A 26,613-nucleotide genomic window follows, 5' to 3' on the forward strand; every position below is an offset into this window, starting at 1 on the left:
TGCAGTGACAGACACGACTTCAGGTCTAGCCGACAACCTCACGTATTGGCGATCGTTGCGCGATCAGGCCAACGCTGGCGAACTTCACGTCGAAGCAGATGTGGCGGTGGCCTGCGATAGAGCGTTCTCAGACTATCTCGAAGAACTGGACAAAATGTTCGAGATGACTGTCGGACTGTCGTCGCCCGAAGGGTTCGGTGAGCTGCCCTCAGCTCAGATGCTGGGCGCGAAATTCCACCGTCTCGCTATCGGTGAAGAAGGCTCCGCGAGCTTTGCGATCAAGCAGCAGATCGAGATCATCAAGACGATGCGGGAGTTCTTTCGACACTATTTCGCCAGTGTCGAGGCGACGGATACCGCGACTGCGGTCACCGTAGAGGAGCTGTCCCCGCCGAAATAGACGACAGATCCCGACGACCCAGTTGCTCGGTCGTCGGGATCGATCGTTCGAAACACGCTGCTAGCGAGCCAGTTCCACTTCCGCTTCCTCGTCGACGAAGGGGTCGCCGTTCCGCGGAGCGTTGTAGCGCTCGAGGTCGAGGATTCCTTCGCGCTTGGCGACGATGGTCGGCACCAATGCCTGACCGGTGACATTGACTGCGGTGCGACCCATGTCGACGATGGGCTCCACCGCAAGCAGCAGACCGACGCCGGCCAACGGCAATCCGAGGGTGGACAGCGTGAGGGTCAGCATCACCGTCGCACCCGTTGTTCCTGCCGTTGCGGCAGAACCGATCACGGACACCACGATGATCAGCAGGTAGTCGGTGATGGTGAGATCGATGCCGTAGAACTGAGCCACGAAGAGTGCCGCGATCGCGGGATAGATTGCCGCGCAACCATCCATCTTGGTCGTCGCCCCGAGGGGTACCGCGAACGACGCGTACTCGCGAGGGACTCCGAGGTTGCGTTCGGTGACGCGCTCGGTGAGGGGCAGGGTTCCGATCGACGAACGCGAGACGAAGCCCAGCTGGGTGGCAGGCCACACTCCCGAATAGAAGTTGCGCACCGAAAGTCCATGGGCGCGAACGATCACCGGGTACACCACGAAGAACACCACGGCCAGACCGACATAGATCGACACCGTGAACACGCCGAGCGAGCCGATCGCGTCCCAGCCGTAGGTCGCCACCGCGTTGCCGATGAGTGCGGCGGTGCCGATCGGTGCCAGGCGAATGATCCACCACAACACCTTCTGAACGATGGCCAACAGCGACGCGTTGAACGCGAGGAACGGTTCGGCCTTCTTGCCGACCTTGAGCGCAGCGATGCCGATGGCAGCGGCAATGACCAGCAACTGCAAGATGTTGAAGCTCAGTGAGGTGGTTGCGGTACCGCTCTCGGCGACCGTGGTTTTCGCGCCGAGTGCCAAGAAGTTGTTCGGTACCAGTCCGGTGAGGAACGACCACCACGACCCGACGCTCGACGGATCGCCCGCCGAATCGGCACCTGCGCTGGTACGGGAGCCGGGCTGAGCCACCAACCCGATCACGATGCCGATGATGACGGCGATGAATGCCGTGATGGCGAACCACCACAGGGTCTGGATCGCCAGACGGGCAGCATTCGTGACCTCGCGCAGGTTGGCGATGGAACTGACGATCGCCGTGAACACCAGCGGGATCACCGCGACGGTGAGAAGTTTGACGTAGCTCGAACCGATGGTCGACAGGGTGCCGACCAACCAGTTGTCGTTGCCGTCGGCGGCGTCGGGCATGGATCGCGCGATGAGTCCGAATACGACTCCGAGGACGAGTCCGGCAACGATTTGTGGACCGAAAGCGGTTGCCCAGGTAGGGACACGGCGCGTTCGGGTAGCGCTGGGCGCAGACATGGATATGCCTTTCGAAATGGAGAGGTGTCGCCAGGGATGGACGACAGAAATACTCGCCGGCCGATCGGCCGAGCGGAGGGGATGCGGTCTAAAGAACCGTCAACAGGTAGCGCTGGCTTGCAGACGCAAGTCGACATACCGTCGAGAGGTCAGCAGCGGATTCACTGACCGAACGCTACTCCGCCGTGGAACCGTGCAGCAGAGCAGGGCGGCTATGAGGGTTCACTGTGGAATCGGTATGGGTCCGCTGCGGCGTCGATCCGACTCCACCTTCGTGGGTTAGTTTGAGGTTCTTGTCGTCGACGAAACGAGATCATGAGTACCGAATCGAAGCCCCGAGCAATGGCCGGACGACTCGTTCGTGCCGTCTGTGCGGTGGTCGCCGCCCTGGTTGCCGTCGTTCTGGGCTCGGCCGGTTGGGTGGCATACGCGACGGCGGGGAAGGTGTACGACGTCGACGATGCACCGGACGCGCCCGTGGCCATCGTTCTCGGTGCACAGGTGCGCGACGGCAAGCCCATGCGGTTTCTCTCCGGACGTCTCGACACTGCGATCGCGTTGATGGCGGCGGGAAAGATCAAGGCGATTCTGGTGTCCGGTGACGCAGACGGCAACTCCGGCAACGAGATTCAAGCGATGACCGATTACCTGATCGAGCACGGAATCGATCCTGCCGTGATCATCGGAGACGATCACGGCATCGATACCTACGACACCTGCGCGCGGGCGAAGGAGACCTTCGGGGTCGAACGAGGACTGATCATCAGCCAACCCCTCCATGTGTCGCGAGCAGTTGCGTTGTGTGAGGACATGGACCTCGACGTCGACGGAGTCACGGCGGAGTGCGTCGACTGCAATACCCTTGCGGTAGTGCGCAACTACGCGCGAGAGTTGCTGGCGCGACCCAAGGCGGTGCTGGATCTGTGGTCGGGTCGCGATCCCGTGGTGGTGTCGCCGCCCGTCGATTCTCTCGCGAACATCACGAACCGATGAGTGTGCCCGATGGTGACGTCCTGATCCCGACCGTGGTGCGAGAGTTGGCGGGACCCGAAGACGTCGAGCCGGTGTGGTCGAATGAATTGGGCGGGTTGACGTTTCGTCTCGGCGAGGCGCGGTACGTCAAATGGACGCCGGCCGAAACCTCGATAGATCTGGAGGAGGAGGCACGACGTCTGAAGTGGGCGATTCGGTACAGCCCGGTGCCGAAGGTCCTCGCGGTCGGTTCGGACGATTCGGGTTCGTGGTTGGTGACCGCTGCTCTGCCCTGGGAGAACGCGGTGGCGGATCGCTGGATGGCCGATCCGGCTGTCGCAGTTCGAGCGGCGGCAACCGGCCTTCGGGCATTCCACGATTCCGTCCCCGTCGGGCAGTGCCCGTTCGATTGGTCGGTGGTCTCACGGGTCGGCGATCGCGAGTTGCCAGTCGAATCGCCGTCGATCGACAGGCTCGTCGTGTGCCATGGCGACGCCTGCATGCCGAACACCCTGATCGCCGATGAGGGATCCTGGGCAGCTCACGTCGATATGGGCACGATGGGCGTCGCCGATCGGTGGGCAGACCTGGCACCAGCGATCTGGAGCACCGAATACAACTACGGCCGCGACTATTGCGAGGCATTCTTGGACGCGCACGGCATCGACCTCGACCGTGAGCGTCTGGACTACTACCTGTGGTTGTGGGAGTCGACCTGATCTGTGGCTCGGAGTCGCCGCCCCAGCCCGGCTACAGTGAGCTGGCCCGGTTCGACGACTCTGCGGACCCGTGTTTTCAGGAGAAGTGAACACTTGAGCTGGATCCGCTTGAACGACGTTGCCAAGGGCTACGACCAGAAGGTGATGTTGCGCGAGGTGTTCTTTCGTCTCGCCGACGGTGATCGCATCGGTCTGATCGGACGCAACGGCACGGGCAAGACCACCCTGCTTCAGCTTCTTCTCGGACGTGAGACTCCCGATACGGGAACGGTCGATGTCACCGAGGGCGCACGAATCGGGTACTTCTCGCAGTTCTCGGAACTCGACGGCGATCGCAGCATCCAAGCGGAGCTCGAATCTCTCTTCGTCGCTGTCCACGCGGTCGAGGTCGAATTGGCCGAGGTCGAAGCCGCACTCGGGGGCGACCTGGACGAGAAGCAGATGTACAAGCTCGTCGATCGCCAAGCCGAGCTACTCGACGCCATGGAGAACAGTGGCGGCTGGACCTATCACCAACAGATCGACACTGTGCTGTCGATGCTCGGGTTCAACGCCGAACGACGTGAGCTCCCCGTCGATCGACTGTCCGGTGGTTGGCGCAACCGCGCAGCGTTGGCCAAAATCCTCATCGAGGCCCCGGACGTCCTGCTCCTCGACGAGCCGACGAACTTCCTCGATGTTGCCGGAATCGCGTGGCTCGAACGTTGGCTACGAGATTTCCGCGGTGCGCTTCTCGTTGTCTCGCACGACCGCGCATTCCTCGAGCAGGTCGTCACCAGCATCGTCGAAATCGAGAACCATCACCTGCAGACGTACGACGGTAGCTACTCGGAATACGTTCAGCAGAAGCAGTTTCGACTCAAGAACCTCGAACGTGAGTTCAGCAACGAACAACAGCTGCTGGCCTACGAGCAAGAAGCGATCAGCGATCGCAAGGAAGCAGTGAAGAATCCCAGCGGGGTGCTCAAGCGTCGGCTCGCGAACATCAAGAAGAGCAAGAGTCCGCGTCCGGTCGACACGGTGGTCACCGCGATCTACGGCGGACTGCACGTGCACGACAACCTGGCCGAGATCACCGGAATCTCCAAAAGCTATGGCGAGCAACGACTCTTCGAGAACATCTCGTTCACCGTGCATCGCGGTGACCGCATCGCCATCACCGGACCGAACGGATGCGGCAAGACAACCCTCGTCGACATCCTGGTCGGTGCCGAGCAACCGGACAGCGGCAAGATCAAGTGGAAGACCAAGGCACCGTCGTTCATCTACTACAACCAGGTGCTGGCCGATCTCGATCTCGATGACACCGTGTCGCATTCGGTCAACGCGATGCCGGGCAGCCTCGCACTGACGGCGACCAAGAAGGAAGTCCATCGGTTCCTGACACTGCTGCAGTTCTCCGAGATGGATCTCAAATCGAAGATCGGCGTTCTGTCAGGAGGACAGAAGGCACGAGTTGCTCTGGCGCAGTGTCTGCTGTTCGGCGCAGGCGTGATCGTGCTCGACGAGCCCACCAACCACCTCGACCTGCAGAGCACCCAGGTTCTCGAGCGTGCCCTGATGGCGTTTCCCGGTGCGGTGATTCTGGTGAGCCACGACAGGTTCTTCGTGGAGAAGGTGGCCTTTCGGCAGCTGTCGTTCGACGGCAAGGGCGGGGTCACCGAAATCGCCGGCGTCCAGATGGCCTGACGCCGTGGGCTACCCGTTGATCTTCGACGTGGATGTGCCCCACTCGGCGTCGCGCAGCTCCTTCTTCCTGATCTTGCCGGTGGATGTCTTCGGCAACTCGACGATGAACTCGACGGCACGCGGGGCCTTGTAGGAGGCGATGGCAGATTTCACGTGCGCTACGAGGTCTGCCTCCGACGCTTCCGCGCCCGGCACCAGCACCACGAATGCCTTCGGTCGCTCGCCCCACTTGTCGTCCGGCACCCCGATCACCGCCACATCGGCGACTGCTGGATGGCTGGCAAGTGCCTGTTCGACCTCGATCGTCGAGATGTTCTCGCCGCCGGAAATGACGACATCCTTGGCGCGATCCAGTAGTTGGACATAGCCGTCGGGATGCATGACCCCGAGGTCTCCGGAATGGAACCAGCCGCCCGCGAAGGCCTGTGTCGTACCGGCGGCGTCGTCGTAGTACCCCTTCATGACGTTGTTGCCGCGCATGACGATCTCACCCATTTCGACGCCGTCGGGTTCGACGTCGATCAGTGCTCCACCCGGGCCGGACTTCTCGCGTACCACGCGCAAGCGATCGGCCGTGAGCATGCCGACTCCCTGCCGAGCCAGGCGTCGGGCCTGCTCGTCGCCGTCCAGTTCGAGCCATTCCTGCTTCGCCTCGCACACCGAGTACGGGCCGTAGGTCTCGGTGAGTCCGTACACGTGCACGAGCGTTGCCCCCAGTGCGCGAATCTTGCCGATGATCGTCGGGCTCGGGGGAGCTCCGGCCGTGACGATGGTCAGGGGTCGATCCAGCGAATGTGCCTGCGCTGCAGTGGCAAGAGTGGTCAGCACCGTCGGTGCACCGGCGAGGTGGTCGACGCCATCGTCGATGGCCGACCAGATCGCATCGCCGCGGACGCCGCGAAGACAGACATGCGTGCCCGACGCGGCCGTGACCGCCCAGGTGGTGCACCATCCGTTGCAGTGGAACATCGGCAGCGTCCACAGATAGCGAGTATCGATGCCGAATCCCTGGTGGTGCAGTTCTCCGAGCGAATTGAGGTAGGCGCCGCGGTGGGTGTACATCACGCCCTTGGGTCGACCGGTGGTGCCCGAGGTGTAGTTGATCGTGATGGTCGAGGTCTCGTCGTCGACCTCCCACTCGAGCGAATCGTCGGAGCCTCGCTCGAGGAAGGCGTCGTATCGAGTGGTGTGCGGCAGCTTTGCGTAACTGCCGTCGACGGCGGGTGTCTCGACGATCTCACGGACCGAATCAGCGATCGGATCTGTTCCGAGTCCGGTCAGCAGGTCCGAATCACCCACCAGCAGAACCGAACCGGAGTGATCGCAGATGTAGCGAACCTCGGCGGGCGACAGTCTGGTGTTGATTGCGACCAGAACGGCACCGGCCAGTGGAACCGCGTAGTGCGCGAACAACAGCTCAGCAGTGTTGGACGCGATGTAGGCCACTCGATCTCCGTGGCCGACACCCGACGCGCGCAGCGCGTGCGCGAGCCGGGTGACGTCGTGGGCGAACTGCTCGTAGGTGAAAGTCCTCGGCCCGTCCACCACGGCGGTCTTGTGAGGGTGGACCTCCGCTGCGCGTTCGAGAAAGCGAAGGGGCGTCAGCGGAGTATCCAGACCTGTCATGTCAGCCAATGTAGCGCGCACTAGGAGGCCAGATCGGATTTGTCGATACGTTCGCGCCCACCGGTAAGGTCGGCGCGTTCGGCGGCGGCACGGCCGGCATACGATCCCGCCGCATTGTTGCTGCTGAACCTGATCGTTCTCGTCGCCGGATGCCGGGCAGCGAACGCCCGGTCCACGGCGTCGGTTCGTTCCGCCAAGATGGGCACCAGTGCAGAACCGTGTTGTCGAGTCGCGGACGCAGTGGCGCGGTCGCGTGCCTCGGTCAATCGCTCGCCGATACGGTGAGCGTAGGCAATCAAGAATGCGTTGCGGAAACTGCGGGTCCTCGCCGTTGGCGAATCGGCCACCTCGTCGAGCGCGCGCGCCGATTGCACGAGTAGCGAGGTATACAGAAGTTCACACAGATCGAGATCGACGGGCATGCCGATGACGCTGGCGAGCAAGTACTTCTTCTTCCACAGTGTCCTGGCACCATTTGCATGACATACGCAGTGCAGCAGAAGCAGTTTGGCTTTGGAGTACGGATTGCTCACCATGATGCGACGGGTGACGACATCGTCGATCAGGCTGCGAGGGTTCCCTGCGTCGAGAAGCGCACTGTCGATCGCGTAGCGGGTCATCAGATCCTGGGCCTTGGCCGATAATGCCTCGGCCTCAGCGGGGAATTGCGTCGACTCGGCTTTGGCCAGCAGCCCTCGTATTCTGCCGAGCATCTTCGAGTCCGTGGCTTGTCCGGGGCCGGTCGCTGCCGACTGTGAGGTCCATCGAGCCGGAGGGGGCAGGAGCTTCTCTAGGGGCAACAGCCACGTCGAACAACCGAGTACGAGCAGCAGGGTGTACCAGGACTGCGCCGACGATCGTCGGTTGTACGAACGCCACCGCTCGAGGCGATCGGCGGTCGTGCCCCCTGCGTACTCGACGTGCAGCTCGGACAACTGATCTCGCCAGGAATCCGGAGCGAGGCGCTCCGCCGAACTTCGCGCCGCGTGTGAGCCGATGGCCTCGCCCATGATCGCCGCGCCGTCGCCTCCGGCACACTGAAGTGTGACATGAACCAGTTCGGCCGGCTGCCAACCATTCTCGAAAGCAGTGTCGAGAGCCTCGTCGAGTGTTCGCGCTGCGCGATTGTGAACCGGCCGACTCTGTTGCTCGTCGACAGCGGCCAAGCGTTCCGCAACCAGCCGGACCCTGTCTTTCCCGACTGATCCGAGTTGGGCGAAACCGATTCCGCTGTCGAGCAATTCGCTCGGGTCGGCATCCTGCCGCACATGTGTCGCGTGCGAGTACTTGAAAATACTGTCCAAATCGATACGACTCATCGTCGTCCCCCTCCACGTCCCCCGGTGTGGTCACCGAACTGTTCGGTGAATCGCAGAGTAGGGGAGGGGCCCGACAGATATTCGAACGTGTCAGCGAGGAGCGAGCATCTGCAGCAGTTCTTCGACCGACGGCAGACCGGGAATCACGGGAAGATTCGGAACAGCAATGGCGGTGGGCGGTGCCGTCAGCTCGATGCCGCCGAGCCCCGCCATGACGTCGTCGGTGTTGGATCGGGTCGGTCCGTATGTATTGGATGCAATGACGAAGTCATCGCCGATCGACGCGGACGCGACCACACTCGATCGGTCGTCGGCCCATCCCCACTTGGTCCCGGTCACGCCGGGCAACTGCTCGGTGCCCCAGTCCTGAACCATTCCATCGCGTGCCACAGGAGCCGCGGTGTTCATCCAGGCGAGGACGGGGCTGGCGGGATCGGTGCGCTTCTTCGCCGCCAGGAATCGCACGGTGTCGGCTGTGCTCGTGGACGAGTTGCCCCAGAAACCGCCCCGCGAGGTCGAGGTGAGCCCATATTCTGCGGCGGTCGCCGAGATGGCCTGTGGGTATTTGTTGTCGAGCGTGGACGCGGCACCGTCGTCGCTGACCTGGACCATCCTGGCGGCCATGTCGAGGTCTCTGGGCGAACCGTCGCCGAAGCGTACGACGTAATCGGCCATGTAGAGCTTGACCGTCGACAATCCCGGGCGCGCGGAGTTGTCGTCGGCGCTGCCCACGTAGGTCCCCGTCGGGATGTGTTCGTACGACAACGAGGTTCGGGCCGGAACATCGGAGAGGTCGCCGGGTGTCGGCAGAGCCTGAGCAGGTGCCGCGCACACCAACGCCACAGCGATACCGACAATTGGGACAGCAGTCCTGGTGAAGATGCGTCGCAGGGCCGGCATCTCGTGCTCCTCGAGGTGTTGGCCCGCCGCGAATCGGTGGCCGATGACTGTAGCTACCCCGATAGTAGACGCTTCAACCTTGACACCCTCCGGACGAGTGCAGTGTTATTGCACTCAGGGCGACCGAAAGGCGTAGTGATCCCAACAGGGGGTGAGCCATCGGTCAGGAGCGGCGGAGCGCGGAAAGCATTTCCCTGGAGCGTCGCAGCGTGCCTCGGTTCGCCCCGGTCGGCCAGGTGCTGGGCAGCTCGATCGGATCCGTCAGGCGGCCGGCGTTGAAGTCGTCGACCAGATGGCCGACGGTTTCCTGGGCGCAGGACTTGTTCGTGCCGATGAATCCCGAGGGGCCGCGCTTGATCCAACCGGTGACGTAGCTGCCGATCGACGTCTGCCCACCGGATTCCTGCAACACGCGGCCGCCGGTGTTGGGAATGATGCCGGCCAGGTCGTCGAACGGAACTCCGGGGAGCGCGACACCGCGGTAGCCGATGGACGTGAGGACGAGTCCGGCCTCGATGCTGTCGACGTCACCGGTCGGGGTGCTGCGGACCACGTCGTCGCCGTCCGCGGACAGGCCCATTCGGTCGAACTCGATACCCGTCACGCGATCGGTGCCGAGGATCCTGGTGGGGGAGAGAAGGTAGCGCAGAGTGATTCTCTTGCGGCCGTCGCTGTGGTCGGGTGATTCGTCGACGTGGCGAAGCAATTGCAGTTTCTGAGCCACGGCGTGGGGTAGGTCGTCGGTCGCTGCGAGTCGGACGGTGACCGGATCGAGCGCGAGTTCGCTGCGGTCGATGGCCAGGTCGATATCGGGGACGGTCAGCAATCCGGCGAACTCGGGCACGGTGAACGCGGACTGTGCCACACCGCGTCGGCCGACGATGACCACTTCGCGAACTGCGCTGTGGCGCAGGGCGTCCAACGCGTACGGCGCGATGTCTGTCTGGGCGAGCGCATCCGGATTCATCGTCAGAATATGGGCGACGTCGAGGGCGACGTTGCCGTTACCGACGATGACGGCGCGTTCGTGCGAGAGGTCGAACGTGCGGTGCGCGTGATCGGGGTGGCCGTTGTACCAGGCGACGAAGTCGGTTGCCGAACTGCGCCCAGGCAATTCGGCTCCCGGAATGCGGAGCTCGCGATCCGATGATGCACCGACTGCGTAGATCACGGCGTGGTGGGTGTCCAACAACTCGTCGTGGGTGACGTCCTTGCCGACCTCCACGCCGAGGTGGTAGGTGAATCCCTCTTGCGCGGAGATCGTTTCGAACAGTCGGGATACCTGACGGGTCTTCTGATGATCGGGTGCGACGCCGAGTCGAGCGAGACCATGTGGTTGCGGAAGCCGGTCGTAGACATCAACGTTCACGCCCGGCTGAGTGAGCAGTTCATCCGCCGCATACATGGCCGACGGGCCGGATCCGACGATAGCGACTCGGAGCGGCTGGCGATCCCTCGACACCGAGGCTGCCGGGGTGACCGGGGCCAAGATGGGCCGGGGTGGGCGCTCCTGCTTGTAGAAATCCGCATTGATCGTCAGGAACGGCAGTTGCGCCTCGGTCAGTTTCGCCTGCGGCACAATGGCATCGACGGGGCAGGCCGACACGCACGCGCCGCAGTCGACACACGATTGCGGGTCGATGTGCAACATCTCCGCCGTCAGGAAGTCCGGCTCGTCGGGAGTGGGATGAATGCAGTTGACGGGACACGCGAAGACGCACGATGCGTCGCTGCAACATGATTGGGTGACGACGTGGGGCATGAGGGGTTCCTGACGGCAGTGGCAAGAATGGCTGAGCGGCGAGAGAGCTATGCGGCGAACTGGCTGGAGCTGCGGTCGGGCTCGCTACGGAAACGTGAGGCCTTGCCGTCGATTCCGCACAGCTTCCACATCAGGCGAGCGGCGCGATTCATCATCCCGGTGTCGGTGGCCAGCATGCGCACATCTCCGAAGTAATCCTGCAACGCGTGCTGGGATTCCTCGGTGCCCCAGAACAGGTCCTTCTTCACCTGCTTCGGGATGTCGAACTTCGTCCAGAACTTCTTCGGCGGAATGACGATGACGTCGCACAGGATGCGCATCGTGACCGGGAAGGCCAGCGAGAGCAGGAAGCGCCCGGCCTTGGACATCTTGGGAACGCGACGACGCAGCAACTGATGCGCGAAGGAGATGTGCCGCGCTTCCTCGGCTACGTGAATCGCCATGACGCTCTGCATGATCGGGTGGATTTCTTCACCGGACCGCAGGACGGACTTCTGAATGTGATCGATCGGCTCCTCGCCTGCGAGAACGCCGACGAAGAACAACTCGGGTAGGAGCGTGGCAAACAGGGGGATGAACGGCGAAAGCATCTTCATGGGCCGGCTCATGCCTGGGGCATCGGAATCGACGCGGTTGACCATCTCCTGGAACATCAGGGTGTGGTTGCACTCTTCGATGGATTCGTGGGTGCAGTAGCGTGCCTCGGCGGAGCCATTGGGCAGCGAGAACACGTACTGCATCATGCCGCGGATCAGGATGTTCTCGAACTGAAGGCCGACCTTGGCGACATTGGCCTGACGCCACATGCCGATCTCGATCTGCTTGTCGAGCGGAAGTGCTCGGTACCAGGCGTGGCCACCGATCGGGTCCGTCTTGGCGGGGAGTACCCAGCGGGGATCGTTCGCGGGCACCGCGAACTTCTCGGACTCCCAGTCGATGTCGACGTACGGATCGAAGTGCTTGTGCACAGAACCCTCGGACAGCAGGGTGAGTGTCTCGATGTACTGCTGTTCGTCCGTGGCGTCGGTGTCGACCGAAACGGACGTCGTGCCTGTCGTCAGTGTCATGGCTTCTCCAAACGAGGTGCGAACATAGAGTTAATGTAACCCCAGTTAACACGAAAGGGAAGCGTGAGGGAAAAATCCTGTTCGGCTGACGTCTACTGTTCGTCCGAACGCTCGTCGGATACCTCTGCCACCTCGTCGGTCTCGAACAGCTGCAACTGGATCGCCGACGGATCGACCACCGGCGTGACCTGGTCGGGTGTGCTGCGCAGTACCTCTCGCAGAGCAGCCACGGCGCGGCCCCACTTGCCGGCCTCTCGATCTGCCTCGTCGACGTCGCAGTGCTCGTCGCCGAGATCTGCAGCGACCGCCATACCGCGCCACGACGCCTCCTGCTCCGCGCTGATGCGCAGGTAGGAGACGACGACATCGCGATCGGAGGAGCAACATCCGAGGACGGTGTCGAGGTCCAGGGATTCCTCGGACCGATCGACGAGCTCGACCAATTCGAGCAGACCGTCCGGAAAGTCGTCCGTGTCGATCGGCGGCGGCGTCGGTTCCCCGAGTGCGCCGCCGAAATCCTCGGCGAATTTCTCGTCGACCTGCTCCCAAACGTGACTGAGCATTCGCACTGCCCACAGCAGGTGATCCGCGACGAAGGGTGACCCGCTCACTCGCACCTGCGCGACGATGCAGTCCTGAATCAGGTGCAGCATCACGTCGGGGAGCTGCAGATTGAGATCGACCAGCAACTCGGCTGCGCGGGTTCGCCCCGACACGGCGTGCACCAGCGTCGAATTGATTTCGACCACAGGTTCGGTGGGTTTGACCGACACGTACGCGGTGCCGTTCACGAACCGTAGGGGGATGTCACCGTCCGGATCGTGGTCCGGCGGAAAACCGAACCATGGTTCGAGGGCGCGATCGACGAGTTGCTGTAGGTGTTCCTTGCCCTTCGGTTGCACACACAATGGGACGACGGTCGTATCGGCCTCGGGCGCGGAGGCGTCGAAACTCGGGACGTCGTACCGACCGGTGGCGCGTGAGCCAAGGAAGGACGGGTGGGGCAGACCCCAGATGTCGCGGAACACCGCCACGGTCTTCTTCGCCAGATCATCGGACCACGAGCGATTGCGGTCCACGTGCGGTGCCGTGGGTTCGGAATCGACTGCCGTGCGAAATCCAAACTGGCTCAGCGCTTCTCGCTGCTCATCGGTGATCTCGCGGCTACTGTGCAGGTGCTCGTTCGCCGGAATTTCGCAGCGGACCATGTCGAGATCCCAGGCGTAGAACTGCACGCAGGCGGCGGTGTCCGGCACGCCGTCGGTGGTGTCGTATCGCGACTCGATCACCAGCGCATCACCGTCGCGCATCGCGCTGACGTAGTCGCCGAGCTTGCGCTGAAACTGCATCCAGGCAGCGTCGACGTCGAAGTCGAACTCGAGTGAATCGCTCATGTCGGCTCCTTACCCAGATCGCGTTGACGTAACGCACAGTCGGTGACGCTAGCGGCGACCACCGACACGGTCTCGGCGCTCGCGGGGGCTGTCACGACGACGCCGGATCCCCGACCGAGCCGTAGAGCGGGTCGTCCTGCGATTCCTCGTCGATCACACCGAACGGCTGCGCCTCGGCCACACCGTCCAGCACCGCCGGGCGCAACGCGTGCGGAACGGCGAGTACCTCCTCGATCCTGACGAGGATGCCCTGCTCGATGAGGGATCGAACGCGGTGGTCGATCAGCTGCGCCGTACGCAGATCCTCACCTTCGAGCTCGGCGTAGTCCTCACCCTCGTTGTTGATCGGCAGCTCGTCGGTCATCGCGGCCAAGAGCGTCTGCACGGCGAAGGTGTTGGCCAGCGACCGTGACACATCGGGGTCGTCGGCATCTCCCGACAGCTGCACGCGCACGTGCTCGGCCACCAGCTCGTGCACGGTCTCGGCGCCACGGCCGGCCAGCGAATGCGCATTGTCTCCCGGCCTGGCGGTGTCTCCGTCGATGCGAATCAATTCGGTGGCGATGGCTGTCGACCAGTAGTCGGCCGCGGCACCCGCATCGAGCCGGGCGGGATCGAGCGGGGCCGAGCCGACGGCGCGCTGCAGATCCGCGTTGTCGCCCACCGCCAATCCATCGGCGACGCGCGCGACGATGTCGTCGAGGGCAGGCAGCAGCGGCAGCGCCGAGATCGCGGCGAGTTCCTGGGCCAGGGAAACATCGGGCAGGTCGATGTCATCGGCGTCGAGCATGTCGGGCTCGTCGCCCTCGAGGAAGTCCGAGAGATCCTCCATGCAGTGCGCGTAGTCCTCGGGGCTGCCGTCCCAGAGGTCGGTTTCATCGAGGAATGTCAGGTACTGCAGCGAGGTGAGAACGAGGTTGACCGCGGTGTCCTCCGCAGTGTCGGATTCCTCCTGCAGGATGCGTTCGGCCGCATCGACCAGCAGATGTGCATCGGCGGGAAGCCAGGCGCTGGGGGAGAAGCCCTGACGAGCACCGGCAAGTTGGGTCAGTGTCGACGACACGAGCCGGGAGATCGCTTCCGATTGTTCCGACATCTCGCTCTCGTCGAGCCATTCGACGAAACCGTCGATCAGATCGGCGATGCGTTCGGTGACGGCACCGGTCGGGGCCGGTCGGGATTGCTGGTGACGCCGTTGCCGGGCCTTGGTCTTTTCTGCACGTTTCTGTCCGCGGTTGGCAGGCCGCTTCGATCCCATGACGCCCAGCTTATCTGTTGGCATGTCCGGTTTCGTCGATCCGTGCCCTCAGCGAAGAAGGAACGAGCCCGCAGACGCAGGAAGGGCTGGATTCGATGCACGGCGATACAGCTCTGCGGGGCGGCCGCCGCCTGCGGTCGAGGTGGTGCCTGTCCCCTGTAGTGACCCCAGTACGTGGCGTCGGAACGTGTCTTTCGGTAGAGGGCGGTCGAACACGATCTCGTACAGCTCGCGAAGTTCGAGGAGGGTGAATTCCGCGTCCGTCAACAGTGCGGGATCGACCTCGTGCGCGTAACGATCACGGAGGTCGCGAACTGCTTCGGACACCATGTCGCCGTGGTCGAAGGCCATCGGTGACACCGGCCTGGAGTCCTCGATCGGCATCGAAATGGTTGTGGGAGAAAGCGATCGAGCCGCTATCGCAGCGCTGTGCGCCATGGACAGTACCCATCCGCGGTCGTCGCGGTCGGGGCCGTCGAACATCCTCAACTGATGGAAAGTGAGATCGGTCAGGTCTGCCTTCGTCCTCAACGCGCGGTCTGCCGCGTCGGCGAGAGTCTCCGACGGTCGAAGGAACGTGCCCGGTAGCGCAGGGCCGCGCTCCGACGGAACGACGACTACCTGCAGTCGATGCTCGCGGACGGTCAGTACTGCGACATCGACTGCTACGGAGGGGCGTGGATAGTCGGTCAGAGTGTTGCCGTCTCGGTCTCGCCACGTCATGTCTTGTATCTTAGCGCGAATCTGATCTATGATTAGCGCAACATCGATCTAAGGGGGAGTCATGGAACTGACAGCCATCGAGCAGGATCGGGCGCGAGGCGTTCTGCTCGGAACTGCCGTGGGCGACGCGTTGGGCGCAGGATACGAATTCGGATATCCCTCGAACGAAACGGCCATCGCCATGATCGGCGGCGGTGCATTCGACTGGGCCCCGGGGGAATGGACCGACGACACCTCGATGGCGCTCTGCGTCGCGCGTGCACTCGAGCAGGGCGGTGACGTGGACGAGGTCGCCGAGCAGTTTCGCGACTGGTTCGACCAGGACCCTCCGGATGTGGGAAATCAGACCCGGCTCGTGCTCTCGCAGCGGTCGCGCAGTGGTGCCGACATGACTGCGGTGGCGGCGTCGTTGGCAGGGAGAACCGGCGGCAACGGATCATTGATGCGAACGGCACCGATTGCCTTGGCCTACCTCGACGACCCGGCTGGATGCCGAGATGCAGCGGAGCGGATCAGTGCCCTCACCCACTCCGACCCCCGCGCCGGTCAAGCGTGCCGAATGTGGAGTCACGCAATTCGATTCGCGGTTCGTCACGGTACGTACGGCGGGGTGTGCGAATTTCTGGACGAGGCCGAGGCCGACGTCCGCGAGTTCTGGCAGCCCCTGCTTCGTCAGGCGCAGGAGGGGCAGCCGTCCGATTTCCCTAACAACGGCTGGGTGGTCCACGCTCTGCAGACGGCGTGGTGGGCAATCCATCGATCTGACGACGCGGAGCGGCCCCTGCCTGCCGCTCTCGAACTGTGTGTCCGCGCCGGCGGTGATACCGACACCACGGCGGCCATAGCCGGAGGACTTCTCGGAGCGCGTTGGGGCGCATCGGCGGTGCCGAGCGAATGGCGCGACATCGTCCACGGCTACCCAGAGTTGCGCGCCGACGATCTCGACCGAATCACCTCGAACATCATTGCAAAGAAAGGGCTTTCATGACGATCATCGACGTCGTGCAGGGCGACATCACGGACGTGGCCGCAGATGCGATCGTCAATGCCGCCAATACGCGATTGCTCGGCGGCGGGGGAGTGGACGGTGCCATCCACCGAGCCGGTGGGCCGGAGATCCTCGCAGAATGCAAGGCTCTGCGGGCCACCACCCTGCCCCACGGCCTCGACATCGGTGCAGCCGTCGCCACGACCGCGGGCCGACTTCGAGCAGGCCATGTCATCCACACCGTCGGCCCGCGCTACTCCCCGCACGAGGACAGATCGGAGCTGCTGCGACTCTGCTATGCCCGAAGTCTGGCGCTGGCAGCGTCGATGAACCTGAAATCCATCGCGTTTCCCCTGATTTCCGGTGGCTCCTACGGATGGCCGATGCACGATGCAGTCACCCAGCAGGTCGTGGCAGTCGAAGCTGCCCGGCCGTCGGTCGACCTCGTCATGCTGGTCGCCTACTCCCGCGAAGCCGCGAACCTGACGCGGCGGTTGGTGGGGTGACTGGTCAGTTCTCGCAGCCGACGCCATCCTTGTCCCGGTCCAGCTTGGTGCTGTAACCCGGATCCCCGGCGTAGATCGGGGCTGCACCCGCCGCACGGACCGCATCGCAATTGGCGTACGAGACAGCGGACGGCACTGCGGCCAACGGCGCGGGGGCGGAGTAGACGGGCTCGGGTGTGTACACCGGCTCCGGCGTGTAGACGGGCTCCGGGATGTACGCGGGCTCGGGCAGCGGGACGTATTCCGTCGTCGTCGGTATCTCGACGATGGCCGCCACTGTTTCGGTCGTCGGGGCTGCGGTGGTGGTGGTCGGGGCCGGTGTGGTTGTCGACGGCGGCGCGGTGGTCGTCGTGACGGTCGGCAACGCAGGCACGGCCGCGACCGGTGCGATGGCGGTCGTGGTCTCGGGCTCGGTCGTGGTGGTCAGCCCCATCACGAACAGTGCGGGGAGGATGGCGATGGCAGGTACGGCCCAGACCTTGCGGCCCCGCGCGGGTGACGAGCGCAGGTACAGGACTCCGCTGCCGACCAGCAACGCTCCGACGAGTAGCGCTCCGAACTCGAACGAGAACACTGCCCCGATCAGAAAAAATGCGCCGAAAACGATTGCGGCCCAGGCGAATACCTTTCCGAACAGGGGTCGGCGAGGCGTCTCTGGCTCGAGTGCCGGTCGCTGGAAGGGTGGCGGGTAGGCGCTGGTCATGTCGAGGGTCCGTTCGGGTCACGAGAGGTGTCGATGTCGCGGCCGAGATGTCACCCGCGAGACCGGAAGCAACCGTCTCGTTCTATTCGAACCGGTCGGTCGCATTTCCGTTCACCATGTCGCATCGACGGGGTTCGTCGTTACATCCCGTGCGAGAACGGCAACCGCTCGATCAGTAGTGCTCGCGAAAGCCGCCGATCGCAGTGATGGAGTTGCCGTCCGGATCGGAGGCCGTGGACAGTCTGACCCCTTTGTTCGCATCGACGATATTGCCGAAGTCGATTCCGCGGGAACGAGCGGCATCGACGAACACCTCGATGTCTTCGACGGCAACGTTGAACAACGACGAGCCTGCCCGCTCGGGATCCACGGTCACCTGCAGCCACGCAGCGGACGCCAGCCGCCACTCCACCAGACTCGCCATCGGATTGTTGTCGGCCCGGCGGTCGAACAGCTTCGCGTACCACTCTCGTGCCGAGTCGATATCGCGCACCGCCACCACGGCAAGTACATGTTCGATCATCGCGTTCTCCTTCGTATCGTTCGGTTGCGCAGATATGGACCGGATCCGACGGCCCGACTCATCGCGCAGAATCTGTCGGTGGCTCGAGTAGGGTCGTCACGAGCCCGAAATCGGGCACCGATACGAGCAGGCAGGGGACCGCAACGGTGTTGACGCTCCACCGCGCCGAACGCGCCGGAACACTCGCGGCTGCACTCGCCGACATCCTGTCCGTACCGCTGGCCGATCCGTTCGTGCCCGAGATCGTGTCGGTCCCGGCGAAAGGCGTCGAGCGGTGGCTCACGCAGCGACTGTCGAGCACACTGGGCGGTTCGGATGGCGACGGCATCGCAGCCAACATCGACTTCCCGAGCCCGACGCGGTTGGTCTCGCGCGCCATTGCTGCCGTCGACGACATCGACCCCGACGATGATCCCTGGGCTCCGGGCCGGGTTCTCTGGACCGCGCTGGAGGTGATCGACGAGTGTCGCACCGAGACCTGGGCGGCAGTGCTGTTCAAGCACCTCGGTGCAGGTTCCGAGGATCATCGGGCGGGACGCCGCTGGTCGACGGCATCGCATGTGGCAGAACTGTTCCGCGCCTACGGATCTCAGCGTCCCCAGATGCTGCGCGACTGGTTCGACGGGCGCTTCACCGACGGCCACGGCGGCGATCTCGACGAGGACCTGCTGTGGCAACCGCGAGTGTGGGCCGCGATACGCGAGCGGATCGGCAGCCCGAGCCCAGCCGAACGCCTGCCGCAGACCTGCGCCCGACTCCGGGACGCACCGCAGTCGGTGGACCTGCCGAGCCGGTTGTCGGTGTTCGGTCCGACCCGGCTGACAACCGATCAGCTCGAGATATTGAGTGCGCTGTCGCAAGCTCGCGACGTGCACATCTGGGTTCCGCATCCCAGTCCGTCGATGTGGCGCACCCTCGCCGAAATTCCGGCGGTGACGCGCCGACGAGACGACACGACAGCTCTGGCCGTCGAGCACCCCCTGCTGGCAGGCCTGTCGCGAGACGTACGAGAACTGCAGGCCACCATCTCGTCGGTGGCGACGCACACCGTGCATCACGAGGGCCCGCAAACAGCGAACACCCTGCTCGGACGAATCCAGGCGGACATCACCGACGATTCGCCTCCTTCTGCCGAATTCGACGACGGCACAACCTTCGTGGACGGATCGGTGCAGATTCACGCTTGCCACGGACCGGCTCGGCAGGTGGAGGTTCTGCGCGAGTCGTTGCTGCATCTGTTCACCGGCGACCCGACGCTCGAACCACGGGACGTGCTGGTGATGTGCCCGGATGTAGAGACCTACGCGCCGCTGATCCGTGCGAACTTCGGGCAGGCGGCGCTGGTGCATCCCGGACACCGGTTGCGGGTGCGCCTGGCCGATCGGGGCCTGCGTCGCACCAACCCCGTCCTCGACGTCATCGCCACGGTGCTGGACTTCTCGGAGGGCCGGGTGACGGCGAGCGAGCTGTTGGACTTCGCCGCGAGTGGTCCGGTACGGGAGAAGTTCTCGTTCACCGACGACGATCTCGAGCGCCTGCGCGAATGGGTGACGAGCTCCGGTGCTCGCTGGGGATTGACAGTTCGGCAACGAGAAGCCTATGGCTTGAACGGTTTTCGACAGAACACCTTCAAATCGGCGCTCGATCGCATCCTGTTGGGAGTGGCCGCGGACGAGACTCGGAACGAGTACCTCGACCTCGCGCTGCCTCTCGACGATGTCGACAGCAACGACATCACCCTCGCCGGCCGCTTCGCCGAGTTGGTGGATCGGCTCGCCTCGGTGCTCCGCGCACTGGCCGGTCCGGCATCGGTGACCGAGTGGACGCGGCAGCTGGGGCGCGCCCTCGATCTGCTCGCCGATGTGCCTACGGCCGACGAATGGCAACTGGCACAGGCACATCGCGAGATCGCCGACGCCACCGAACACGGCGGCACCGCCGAGCTACGACTCGCGGATGTGCGTGCCATGCTGGCCGGCAGACTGGCCGGCCGACCCACCCGAGCGAACTTCCGTACCGGCGAGCTGACCGTGTGCACCATGGTGCCGATGCGCTCGGTGCCGCACCGAGTGGTGGTGCTGCTCGGACTCGACGACGAGGTGTTCCCCCGAGTGGGCAGTATCGACGGAGACGACATCCTCGCCCGCGATCCGGCCGTCGGTGAACGAGATATTCGCAGTGAGGATCGGCAACTGCTCCTCGACGCGGTGATGTCGGCGGAGGAAAAACTGCTCTTGTTCTACACCGGAGCAGACCCCGTCGACGGTTCGGCCAAGCCGCCCGCGATCCCACTGCGCGAGTTGATGGACGTGCTCGAGGTGACCGCGGGCGGAAGCGTCGAACATCGGCATCCGTTGCAGCCGTTCGATCCGCACAACTTCGAGGCCGAACACCCGTTCAGCTTCGACACGGTTGCCCTGGCCGGAGCGGTGTCCCAGCAACGGACGCCCGATCCGGTGGCACCGTTTCTGCCCGACGCGCTTCCTCCGGCGGAGCGCGGGGACGTCGAGCTCGCCGAACTCATCGCCTTCGTCGAGAATCCGGTGCAGGCCTTTCTGCGCCAACGGCTCGGCTTCCGCGTTCCCGAGCTCGAGGACGACCTGGCGGACAGCCTGGACATCGAGCTGGATCCGTTGTCCCGATGGAACATCGGTGATCGGATGCTTGCCGCGGTGCTCGCTGGTGGGGACATCGGAGAATTCGCCGACGCCGAGTGGCGGCGCGGCACCCTCCCGCCGTTCCATCAGGGCCGCCGGGAGATGTCCGACATCCGGCAGATCGTCGGAATCATCGCCGACGCGGCCGCTCCCTTCCACGAGGGTCCGGCCGAGACGATCGACGTCGCGGTCGATCTCGGCGACGGACGACGTCTGACCGGCACCGTCACCGGAATTCACGGCCGCACGCTGGCGCGCTCCTCGTACTCCCGCCTGGCCGCCAAGCATCGACTGGCCGCGTGGGTGCGGTTGCTGGCGGTAGCGGCATCGGAAGCAGGGGAGTGGAGCGCCGTCACCATCGGCCGCGCGAGTGGGATGCGCCCGCCTCGTCGTTCCCGGCTCAGCGGCCCGCTGGACCCCGTCGCCGTCCTGAGGGAGCTGGTGGACTTGCGGGACCGTGGAATGACGTCGCCGTTGCCGATCTCGACCGGTACCGCGTCGGCGTACGCGGAGAAGCGGTTCGGCGGCGGATCCATCGAGGACGGCTACGACTCGGCAACGTGGGCCTGGCGGGGCGACTTCGGCGACGGGACCGATCGATCGTTGCGGTACGTCCATGGTTCGACCCTGTCGTTCCAGACATTGCTCGCCGCGGCCCCGCTCGCCGACGAGACGGAGCCGACGAACGAGAAGAGCCGCTTCGGGATTCTCGCTCGAACACTGTGGGACCCGTTGCTGACCGCCGAGAACATGGGGAACGCATGACTGCCGCCCGCGGATTCGACCTGCTCGGTCCGATGCCGACCGGAACGACCGTCCTCGAAGCCAGCGCCGGGACCGGCAAGACGTACGCGATCGTGGGGTTGGCCGCGCGATACATCGCCGAAGGGATCGCCGAGATCTCGGACCTGCTGCTGGTGACGTTCAGCCGGGCCGCGACCCAGGAACTGCGTGATCGCACCCGAAGCAGGTTCGCGTCGATCGCCCGGGACCTGGCAGACCCGGACGCCGCTCGGGTATCTCGGGATCCACTCGTGGCGTTTCTGGCCGCAGTCGACGACGCCGAGGTGGACCGGCGGCGTCGACGGTTGCGTCGGGCACTGTCGGACTTCGACGCCGGAACCATCGTCACCACGCACAGTTTCTGTCAGCGCATGCTCGACGGGCTCGGCATCGCAGGCGAGCGCGAACCGGAATCGGCGTTCGTCGAATCGGTCTCGGACCTACTCGAACAGGTCGTGGACGACCTGTATCTGCAGATGTTCAGCGGTGACGACGAGGCACCGGCATTCAGCAGGCGGGACGCTCAGCAGTTGGCGTTGGCGGCCGTGGGTGACCAACAGTCGATTCTGTATCCCGACACCGAGGACCAGGACGACGACAACCGCGAGCCCGCACTTCGTGTGCGGTTCGCCCGGGAGGCGCGCCGTGAGATCGAACGTCGCAAACGCCTGCTCGGGCTGCGTGACTACAACGATCTTCTGGGACTTCTGCATTCGGTGTTGTCCGACCCCGTCCACGGCGAGGCCGCCTGCGCGCGAGTGCGAGACCGATTCCGCGTCGTGTTGATCGATGAGTTCCAGGACACCGACCCCATGCAGTGGGACATTCTGCGGCGGGCGTTTCACGGCTTCACGACGCTCATCCTCGTCGGCGATCCGAAGCAGGCCATCTACGCGTTCCGCGGAGCCGAGGTGCTGAGTTACCTCGACGCGGTGCAGACCGCGGACCATCTCTACGAGCTCACTGCCAACTGGCGTAGTGATTCGGGGTTGCTCGACGCCCTGCATCATCTGTACGGCGGTGCGGCCCTCGGTCACGAGGACATCGTGGTGCACCGAGTCGAACCTCGAAACCCTCTCTCACGCATGGTCGGACATCCGCCTTTGCGGTTGCGCTATCTGCCGCGAACCGGCGCCGGTCCACTGCGGCAGGGTTTTCCGGCAGTCGACCGACTCCGATCCCGGGTTGCAGCTGACGTTGCGGCGGACATCGTCGAGCTGTTGTCCGGACATGCCGTGATCGAGCGACCGGATGGCCCTCGGGTGATCGAACCGCGAGACATTGCCGTGTTGACCCGAACGACCAAGCAGGTGGCCTTGATTCGGGACGCACTCGACGCGGTCGGGGTCCCGTCCGTCGTGTCGAGCAGCACCAGCGTGTTCGGCACCGAGAGTGCCCGACACTGGCTGTGGTTGCTGCAGGCCATCGAGCAACCTCATCGCACCGATCGCGTACGTCTCGCCGCGTTGACTCCGCTGCTCGGGTGGACCGCAGCGCAGCTCGACTCCGGGGCCGAGGACGCGCTGTCCCAGGTCAGCAGTCGGCTGCGCGAGTATTCGGTGCTGTTCGACGAGGCCGGGTTCGCGGCAGTCTTCGAGCGGGTGTCGGCCCAGTCCGGACTCGATGCCCGGTTGCTCGCGGTCGAAGCCGGTGAGCGCACGATGACCGATCTGCGGCACATCGCCCAATTGCTCAATCGCGCAGCGGTATCCGAGTCCTACGGAATCACCGCCCTCACTCGCTGGCTGACCGACCGCATCAAGGAACCGGCAGCGGGCGGGTCGACCGACCGCAGTCGACGACTCGACAGTGATTCCGCAGCAGTGCAGATCATGACGACACACGGCAGCAAAGGGCTCGAATTCCCGGTCGTCTATCTGCCCTACGCCTGGGACACGTTGTACTTCAGCAAGCCGTCGACGCTGTTGCTGCACGAGAACGGCAAGCGGATCCGAGACGTCGGCGGACCGTCCGGAACGGGCTACGCGGCCAGGAAGATTCTCAACGACCAGGAGGAAGCAGGCGAGGAACTGCGACTGCTCTACGTCGGTCTCACCCGCGCCGAGAGCCGGATCGTGCTGTGGTGGGCACCGGGCCGCAACACCGCGACGTCCTCGCTGCACCGCATGCTGTTCGGACGAATCCCCGGAATTGCTCTGCCGGAGCCGTCCTACAAGGTTCTCGACGACGCGACGACTGCGAACCGGCTCCAATCCTGGGTCGGGTCGGCAGCCGACCTCATCTCGGTCGAACCGGTGGGACCCGGTGAGCCGTCCACCGCACATTGGATTCGTCCCGAGCAACCGCACCTCGACGTCGCTGCCGCACGATTCGATCGAACCCTCGACCTCCTGTGGCGTCGAACATCTTACTCCGCGTTGACAGCTCACGCTCACGACGCCGCGCCCGGCCGGCCCGAGGTAGGAGTGACCAGCGAGGCCGAGCATCCCGAGAAGACGGACGAGCCCGCCGACACGTCGGTGGGCGCCGAATACCCAGGAGGCGAGTACATCGACGAACAGCTGGACGGAATCGCGTCACCGATGAACGGCATGCCTGCCGGCGCGGCGTTCGGAACGCTCGTCCACGAGGCACTCGAACACGTCGACACGTCCGCACCCGATCTGCTCGAGGAACTCGAGCGCCGCTGCGCTGCCGCGGTCGCGTCGCGAATGGCGGAGGTCGATCCGGTGGCATTGGCACAAGCGCTTCTGCCGGTGATGCAGACACCATTGGGATTCGGGACGCTGGCCGACGTAGCGCCCTCAGACCATCTGGCCGAACTCGACTTCGAGCTGCCCTTGGCCGGCGGAGACGATCCGGTGGCGAACACTGTCACGTTGAAGTCCGTGGCGCGGCTGTTGCGACACCACCTCGATCCGGCGGACGTGCTCGCGTCCTATGCAGATCTGCTCGACGATCTGGAGGCGACACCACTGCGCGGGTTCCTCACCGGAAGTATCGACTCGGTTCTTCGCGTGTCAGGACCGCGGTACGTCGTGGTGGACTACAAGACGAATCGAATCGCCAGAGGCGATCTGACCACCGGCAACTTCACGCGCGAGAAGATGGCCGAGGAAATGATCCGCTCGCATTATCCGCTGCAGGCAATCCTGTATGCCGTTGCACTGCATCGATATCTGCGATGGCGTCAATCGAACTACGACCCGCAGCTACACCTCGGCGGTATCCGGTACCTGTTCGTGCGGGGCATGGTCGGACCGCAGACCCCCGCCGGGTGCGGGGTGTTCGACTGGAATCCGCCCGCAGCTCTGGTGGTCGAGCTGTCGGACCTGCTCGCGGGGAGGGTGACCCGATGACCGGAGTCTCGATTGCGCTGCGCGGCAGTGGAATCCTGCGCACCTTCAACGACGTGGGTGTGCTGTCGGCATCCGACGTGCACGTGGCCTTGCGCCTCGGTGCCCTGGCCGGGGAGTCGTCGGAGCATGTACTGCTCGCCACTGCTCTGACGGTGCGCTCGGTGCGATCGGGCTCGGTGTGCCTGGATCTGCGACGACTGCGAGACGTCACCGTCGACGAGGATTCGGACGTCGATCCGAGCGCACTTCCGTGGCCGGAGCTCGACGACGTGCTCGGAGCACTGAGGGTGAGTCCACTGGTGCTCGGCAGTCCGAATGGACCGTTGAGACCGCTGAAACTGGTCGACACCGATCAGGGTGAGCTGCTGTACCTGGGCCGATACCATTTGCAGGAGAGCACCGTTCGAGATCTCCTCGACGTGCGTTCGCAATCCCACCCGGCCGCCGATGCAGACGAGATCCGCGACGCGCTGGCCGCGCTGTTCGTGGACGAATCTGGCGCACCGACGGCCGCTCCCGATCGACAGCGAATAGCGGCAGCGCTGGCGGCGACGCAGTGGACCACGGTCATCGCAGGCGGACCGGGAACCGGAAAGACCCATACGGTAGCGAGAATTCTGGCGCTTCTCGTCCGCGAACACGGAAGCGATCTGCGGATCGGGCTCGCCGCACCCACCGGCAAGGCCGCAGCCCGGTTGCAGGAGTCCGTGTCCGAACAAGCCGGGCTCCTCGGACTTCCAGCAGACCTGAAAGCGATGACGCTGCACCGACTTCTGGGATGGAAGCCCGGTAGCAAGACGAGGTTTCGGCACGACGCCGAGAACCGACTGCCGTACGACGTCATCGTCGTCGACGAAACCTCGATGGTGTCTCTGACGATGATGTGTCGGCTACTGGAAGCCGTGCGTCCGGAGTCTCGGTTGATTCTCGTGGGAGACCCGGATCAGCTGACGTCGGTCGACGCAGGCGCAGTGCTGGCAGATCTGGTGGCCAGGCCGGTCACCGGCATCGAGAACCCGGTTCTGGCGCAGCTCGTCGACGTGGACTTCGCCGCAGCCGAGGATCCCGCGGAAGCCGCTCTGAGCGCATTCGAGCGAGACCGACTGCGCGGCGGCGTCGTTCGGCTCAGTCGTGGCCGACGGTTCGGCGGAGCCATCGCTCGCCTGGCCGTGGCCGTGCGAGACGGCCGGGGCGACGACGTGATGGCGCTGCTCGAGTCCGGCGCGGAGGAAATTTCGTTCCAGAGCCCCGACGACGTCGACGCCCTGCGTTCCGACGTGATCGACACCGCCGCCGAGGTCACCGCCGCCGCCGTACGAGGAGATGCCACCGCAGCACTGCTCGGGCTGGAGAAACATCGCCTCCTGTGCGCTCACCGCGAGGGTCGATGGGGGGTCTCGCGGTGGGACCGGCAGGCGATGGAGTGGGTGGGAGAAGGCAGCGGAACGTTTCTCGACCCCTCGCTCTGGTACCCCGGACAGCCGTTGTTGGTGACGGCCAACGACCACGAGGCGAGGATCTACAACGGGGACACCGGCGTTGTGGTGTTGGGAGACAACGGAACTCCGATGGCGGCGTTTCCGCGAGGTCGTGGCCACGTCTTGATTCACCCGAATGTGCTCTCCTCGGTACACACCGTGTACGCAATGACGATCCACCGCAGTCAAGGCAGTCAGTACGACACCGTGTCGGTTCTGCTGCCCGCTGAGGCATCGACGCTGTTGACCCGAGAACTGCTGTACACCGCCATTACTCGTGCACGATCGCACGTACGGGTGATCGGTACCGAAGAGGCCATCCGCGCGGGCGTCGAACGTCAGGTGCTGCGGGCGAGCGGCCTGCGCCGAAAGATCCTGTAGTTCGTCGGATC

20 protein-coding genes are annotated in these 26,613 nt (G+C 64.4%); 9 read left to right on the forward strand and 11 right to left on the reverse strand.

Annotated elements, in window-relative coordinates:
- Positions 1–4 precede the first annotated feature (4 nt).
- Positions 5–400, forward strand: a complete 396-nt coding sequence (locus tag CH295_RS18410; protein ID WP_094741556.1) for a hypothetical protein — start codon at positions 5–7, stop codon at positions 398–400.
- Between the two features lie 60 nt (positions 401–460).
- Here the strand turns inward: CH295_RS18410 and CH295_RS18415 are convergent, their stop codons facing one another.
- Positions 461–1,834, reverse strand: coding sequence for a dicarboxylate/amino acid:cation symporter (locus CH295_RS18415; RefSeq protein WP_037190994.1), 1,374 nt, complete (start codon positions 1,832–1,834; stop codon positions 461–463).
- Between the two features lie 315 nt (positions 1,835–2,149).
- Between CH295_RS18415 and CH295_RS18420 the strand changes: the two genes are divergently transcribed.
- The 3 genes from CH295_RS18420 (at position 2,150) to CH295_RS18430 (ending at position 5,214) form a co-directional block, all read left to right on the forward strand.
- On the forward strand, positions 2,150–2,827 hold the full coding sequence (locus CH295_RS18420) for a SanA/YdcF family protein (protein ID WP_094634881.1): 678 nt from the start codon (positions 2,150–2,152) through the stop codon (positions 2,825–2,827).
- On the forward strand, positions 2,824–3,525 hold the full coding sequence (locus CH295_RS18425; RefSeq protein ID WP_094741557.1) for an aminoglycoside 3'-phosphotransferase: 702 nt from the start codon (positions 2,824–2,826) through the stop codon (positions 3,523–3,525). Before CH295_RS18420 ends, CH295_RS18425 begins: the two co-directional genes overlap by 4 nt.
- A gap of 93 nt (positions 3,526–3,618) precedes the next feature.
- Entirely contained in the window at positions 3,619–5,214 is a 1,596-nt protein-coding gene (locus tag CH295_RS18430) for an ABC-F family ATP-binding cassette domain-containing protein (protein WP_170945964.1), read from the forward strand.
- A gap of 9 nt (positions 5,215–5,223) precedes the next feature.
- On the opposite strand, the gene CH295_RS18435 is transcribed toward CH295_RS18430, so the two are convergent.
- The 8 genes from CH295_RS18435 to CH295_RS18470 form a co-directional block, all read right to left on the reverse strand.
- Positions 5,224–6,840, reverse strand: a complete 1,617-nt coding sequence (locus CH295_RS18435) for an AMP-binding protein (RefSeq protein ID WP_094741558.1) — start codon at positions 6,838–6,840, stop codon at positions 5,224–5,226.
- A gap of 20 nt (positions 6,841–6,860) precedes the next feature.
- Entirely contained in the window at positions 6,861–8,159 is a 1,299-nt protein-coding gene (locus CH295_RS18440) for a DUF2786 domain-containing protein (protein ID WP_094741559.1), read from the reverse strand.
- A 90-nt stretch (positions 8,160–8,249) separates the two neighbouring features.
- Entirely contained in the window at positions 8,250–9,059 is an 810-nt protein-coding gene (locus CH295_RS18445; RefSeq protein WP_094741560.1) for a hypothetical protein, read from the reverse strand.
- Between the two features lie 163 nt (positions 9,060–9,222).
- The gene (locus tag CH295_RS18450; RefSeq protein WP_094741561.1) at positions 9,223–10,821 is read right to left on the reverse strand and encodes an FAD-dependent oxidoreductase; all 1,599 of its coding nucleotides are present in this window, start codon (positions 10,819–10,821) and stop codon (positions 9,223–9,225) included.
- 47 nt (positions 10,822–10,868) lie between these two features.
- Positions 10,869–11,888 (reverse strand): AurF N-oxygenase family protein, encoded by a 1,020-nt coding sequence (locus CH295_RS18455; RefSeq protein ID WP_094634886.1) that lies wholly within the window; start codon positions 11,886–11,888, stop codon positions 10,869–10,871.
- Positions 11,889–11,980: 92 nt separating this feature from the next.
- Positions 11,981–13,282 (reverse strand): T3SS (YopN, CesT) and YbjN peptide-binding chaperone 1, encoded by a 1,302-nt coding sequence (locus CH295_RS18460; RefSeq protein ID WP_094741562.1) that lies wholly within the window; start codon positions 13,280–13,282, stop codon positions 11,981–11,983.
- Positions 13,283–13,373: 91 nt separating this feature from the next.
- Positions 13,374–14,564: a hypothetical protein gene (locus CH295_RS18465; RefSeq protein ID WP_141217055.1), complete on the reverse strand. Its 1,191-nt coding sequence runs from the start codon at positions 14,562–14,564 to the stop codon at positions 13,374–13,376.
- A gap of 24 nt (positions 14,565–14,588) precedes the next feature.
- Positions 14,589–15,263 (reverse strand): NUDIX hydrolase, encoded by a 675-nt coding sequence (locus tag CH295_RS18470; RefSeq protein WP_094741563.1) that lies wholly within the window; start codon positions 15,261–15,263, stop codon positions 14,589–14,591.
- 61 nt (positions 15,264–15,324) lie between these two features.
- Between CH295_RS18470 and CH295_RS18475 the strand changes: the two genes are divergently transcribed.
- Together CH295_RS18475 and CH295_RS18480 are read left to right on the forward strand one after the other, a co-directional pair.
- Positions 15,325–16,251, forward strand: a complete 927-nt coding sequence (locus CH295_RS18475) for an ADP-ribosylglycohydrolase family protein (protein ID WP_094741564.1) — start codon at positions 15,325–15,327, stop codon at positions 16,249–16,251.
- On the forward strand, positions 16,248–16,757 hold the full coding sequence (locus CH295_RS18480) for an O-acetyl-ADP-ribose deacetylase (protein ID WP_094741565.1): 510 nt from the start codon (positions 16,248–16,250) through the stop codon (positions 16,755–16,757). Before CH295_RS18475 ends, CH295_RS18480 begins: the two co-directional genes overlap by 4 nt.
- A 4-nt stretch (positions 16,758–16,761) precedes the next feature.
- Here CH295_RS18480 and CH295_RS18485 read toward each other — a convergent pair whose 3' ends face one another.
- Positions 16,762–17,460: an excalibur calcium-binding domain-containing protein gene (locus tag CH295_RS18485; RefSeq protein WP_094741566.1), complete on the reverse strand. Its 699-nt coding sequence runs from the start codon at positions 17,458–17,460 to the stop codon at positions 16,762–16,764.
- Between the two features lie 172 nt (positions 17,461–17,632).
- Entirely contained in the window at positions 17,633–17,983 is a 351-nt protein-coding gene (locus CH295_RS18490; RefSeq protein ID WP_094741567.1) for a VOC family protein, read from the reverse strand.
- Between the two features lie 146 nt (positions 17,984–18,129).
- Here CH295_RS18490 and recC point away from each other — a divergent pair, with 146 nt between their 5' ends.
- From recC to recD, 3 genes are read left to right on the forward strand one after another with little or no spacing between them, the layout of a single operon-like run.
- Positions 18,130–21,405: an exodeoxyribonuclease V subunit gamma gene (gene recC / locus CH295_RS18495; RefSeq protein ID WP_094741568.1), complete on the forward strand. Its 3,276-nt coding sequence runs from the start codon at positions 18,130–18,132 to the stop codon at positions 21,403–21,405.
- The gene (locus CH295_RS18500) at positions 21,402–24,743 is read left to right on the forward strand and encodes a UvrD-helicase domain-containing protein (protein ID WP_094741569.1); all 3,342 of its coding nucleotides are present in this window, start codon (positions 21,402–21,404) and stop codon (positions 24,741–24,743) included. The genes recC and CH295_RS18500 overlap by 4 nt, the downstream gene beginning before the upstream one ends.
- Complete coding sequence (recD, locus tag CH295_RS18505; protein WP_094741570.1) at positions 24,740–26,602, forward strand: exodeoxyribonuclease V subunit alpha; 1,863 nt, start codon at positions 24,740–24,742, stop codon at positions 26,600–26,602. The genes CH295_RS18500 and recD overlap by 4 nt, the downstream gene beginning before the upstream one ends.
- The last annotated feature ends 11 nt before the right edge of the window (positions 26,603–26,613 follow it).

This window comes from Rhodococcus sp. 14-2483-1-2 (genome assembly GCF_002259405.1).
In the GTDB taxonomy this organism is placed as follows: domain Bacteria; phylum Actinomycetota; class Actinomycetes; order Mycobacteriales; family Mycobacteriaceae; genus Rhodococcoides.

Coding starts and splice junctions, on each gene's coding strand:
- CH295_RS18415 (WP_037190994.1), bottom strand. CDS start 1,834: ATGTCTGCGCCCAGCGCTACCCGAACGCGCCGTGTCCCTACCTGGGCA.
- CH295_RS18420 (WP_094634881.1), top strand. CDS start 2,150: ATGAGTACCGAATCGAAGCCCCGAGCAATGGCCGGACGACTCGTTCGT.
- CH295_RS18425 (WP_094741557.1), top strand. CDS start 2,824: ATGAGTGTGCCCGATGGTGACGTCCTGATCCCGACCGTGGTGCGAGAG.
- CH295_RS18435 (WP_094741558.1), bottom strand. CDS start 6,840: ATGACAGGTCTGGATACTCCGCTGACGCCCCTTCGCTTTCTCGAACGC.
- CH295_RS18440 (WP_094741559.1), bottom strand. CDS start 8,159: ATGAGTCGTATCGATTTGGACAGTATTTTCAAGTACTCGCACGCGACA.
- CH295_RS18445 (WP_094741560.1), bottom strand. CDS start 9,059: ATGCCGGCCCTGCGACGCATCTTCACCAGGACTGCTGTCCCAATTGTC.
- CH295_RS18450 (WP_094741561.1), bottom strand. CDS start 10,821: ATGCCCCACGTCGTCACCCAATCATGTTGCAGCGACGCATCGTGCGTC.
- CH295_RS18455 (WP_094634886.1), bottom strand. CDS start 11,888: ATGACACTGACGACAGGCACGACGTCCGTTTCGGTCGACACCGACGCC.
- CH295_RS18460 (WP_094741562.1), bottom strand. CDS start 13,282: ATGAGCGATTCACTCGAGTTCGACTTCGACGTCGACGCTGCCTGGATG.
- CH295_RS18465 (WP_141217055.1), bottom strand. CDS start 14,564: ATGCCAACAGATAAGCTGGGCGTCATGGGATCGAAGCGGCCTGCCAAC.
- CH295_RS18470 (WP_094741563.1), bottom strand. CDS start 15,263: ATGACGTGGCGAGACCGAGACGGCAACACTCTGACCGACTATCCACGC.
- CH295_RS18475 (WP_094741564.1), top strand. CDS start 15,325: ATGGAACTGACAGCCATCGAGCAGGATCGGGCGCGAGGCGTTCTGCTC.
- CH295_RS18480 (WP_094741565.1), top strand. CDS start 16,248: ATGACGATCATCGACGTCGTGCAGGGCGACATCACGGACGTGGCCGCA.
- CH295_RS18485 (WP_094741566.1), bottom strand. CDS start 17,460: ATGACCAGCGCCTACCCGCCACCCTTCCAGCGACCGGCACTCGAGCCA.
- CH295_RS18490 (WP_094741567.1), bottom strand. CDS start 17,983: ATGATCGAACATGTACTTGCCGTGGTGGCGGTGCGCGATATCGACTCG.
- CH295_RS18500 (WP_094741569.1), top strand. CDS start 21,402: ATGACTGCCGCCCGCGGATTCGACCTGCTCGGTCCGATGCCGACCGGA.
- recD (WP_094741570.1), top strand. CDS start 24,740: ATGACCGGAGTCTCGATTGCGCTGCGCGGCAGTGGAATCCTGCGCACC.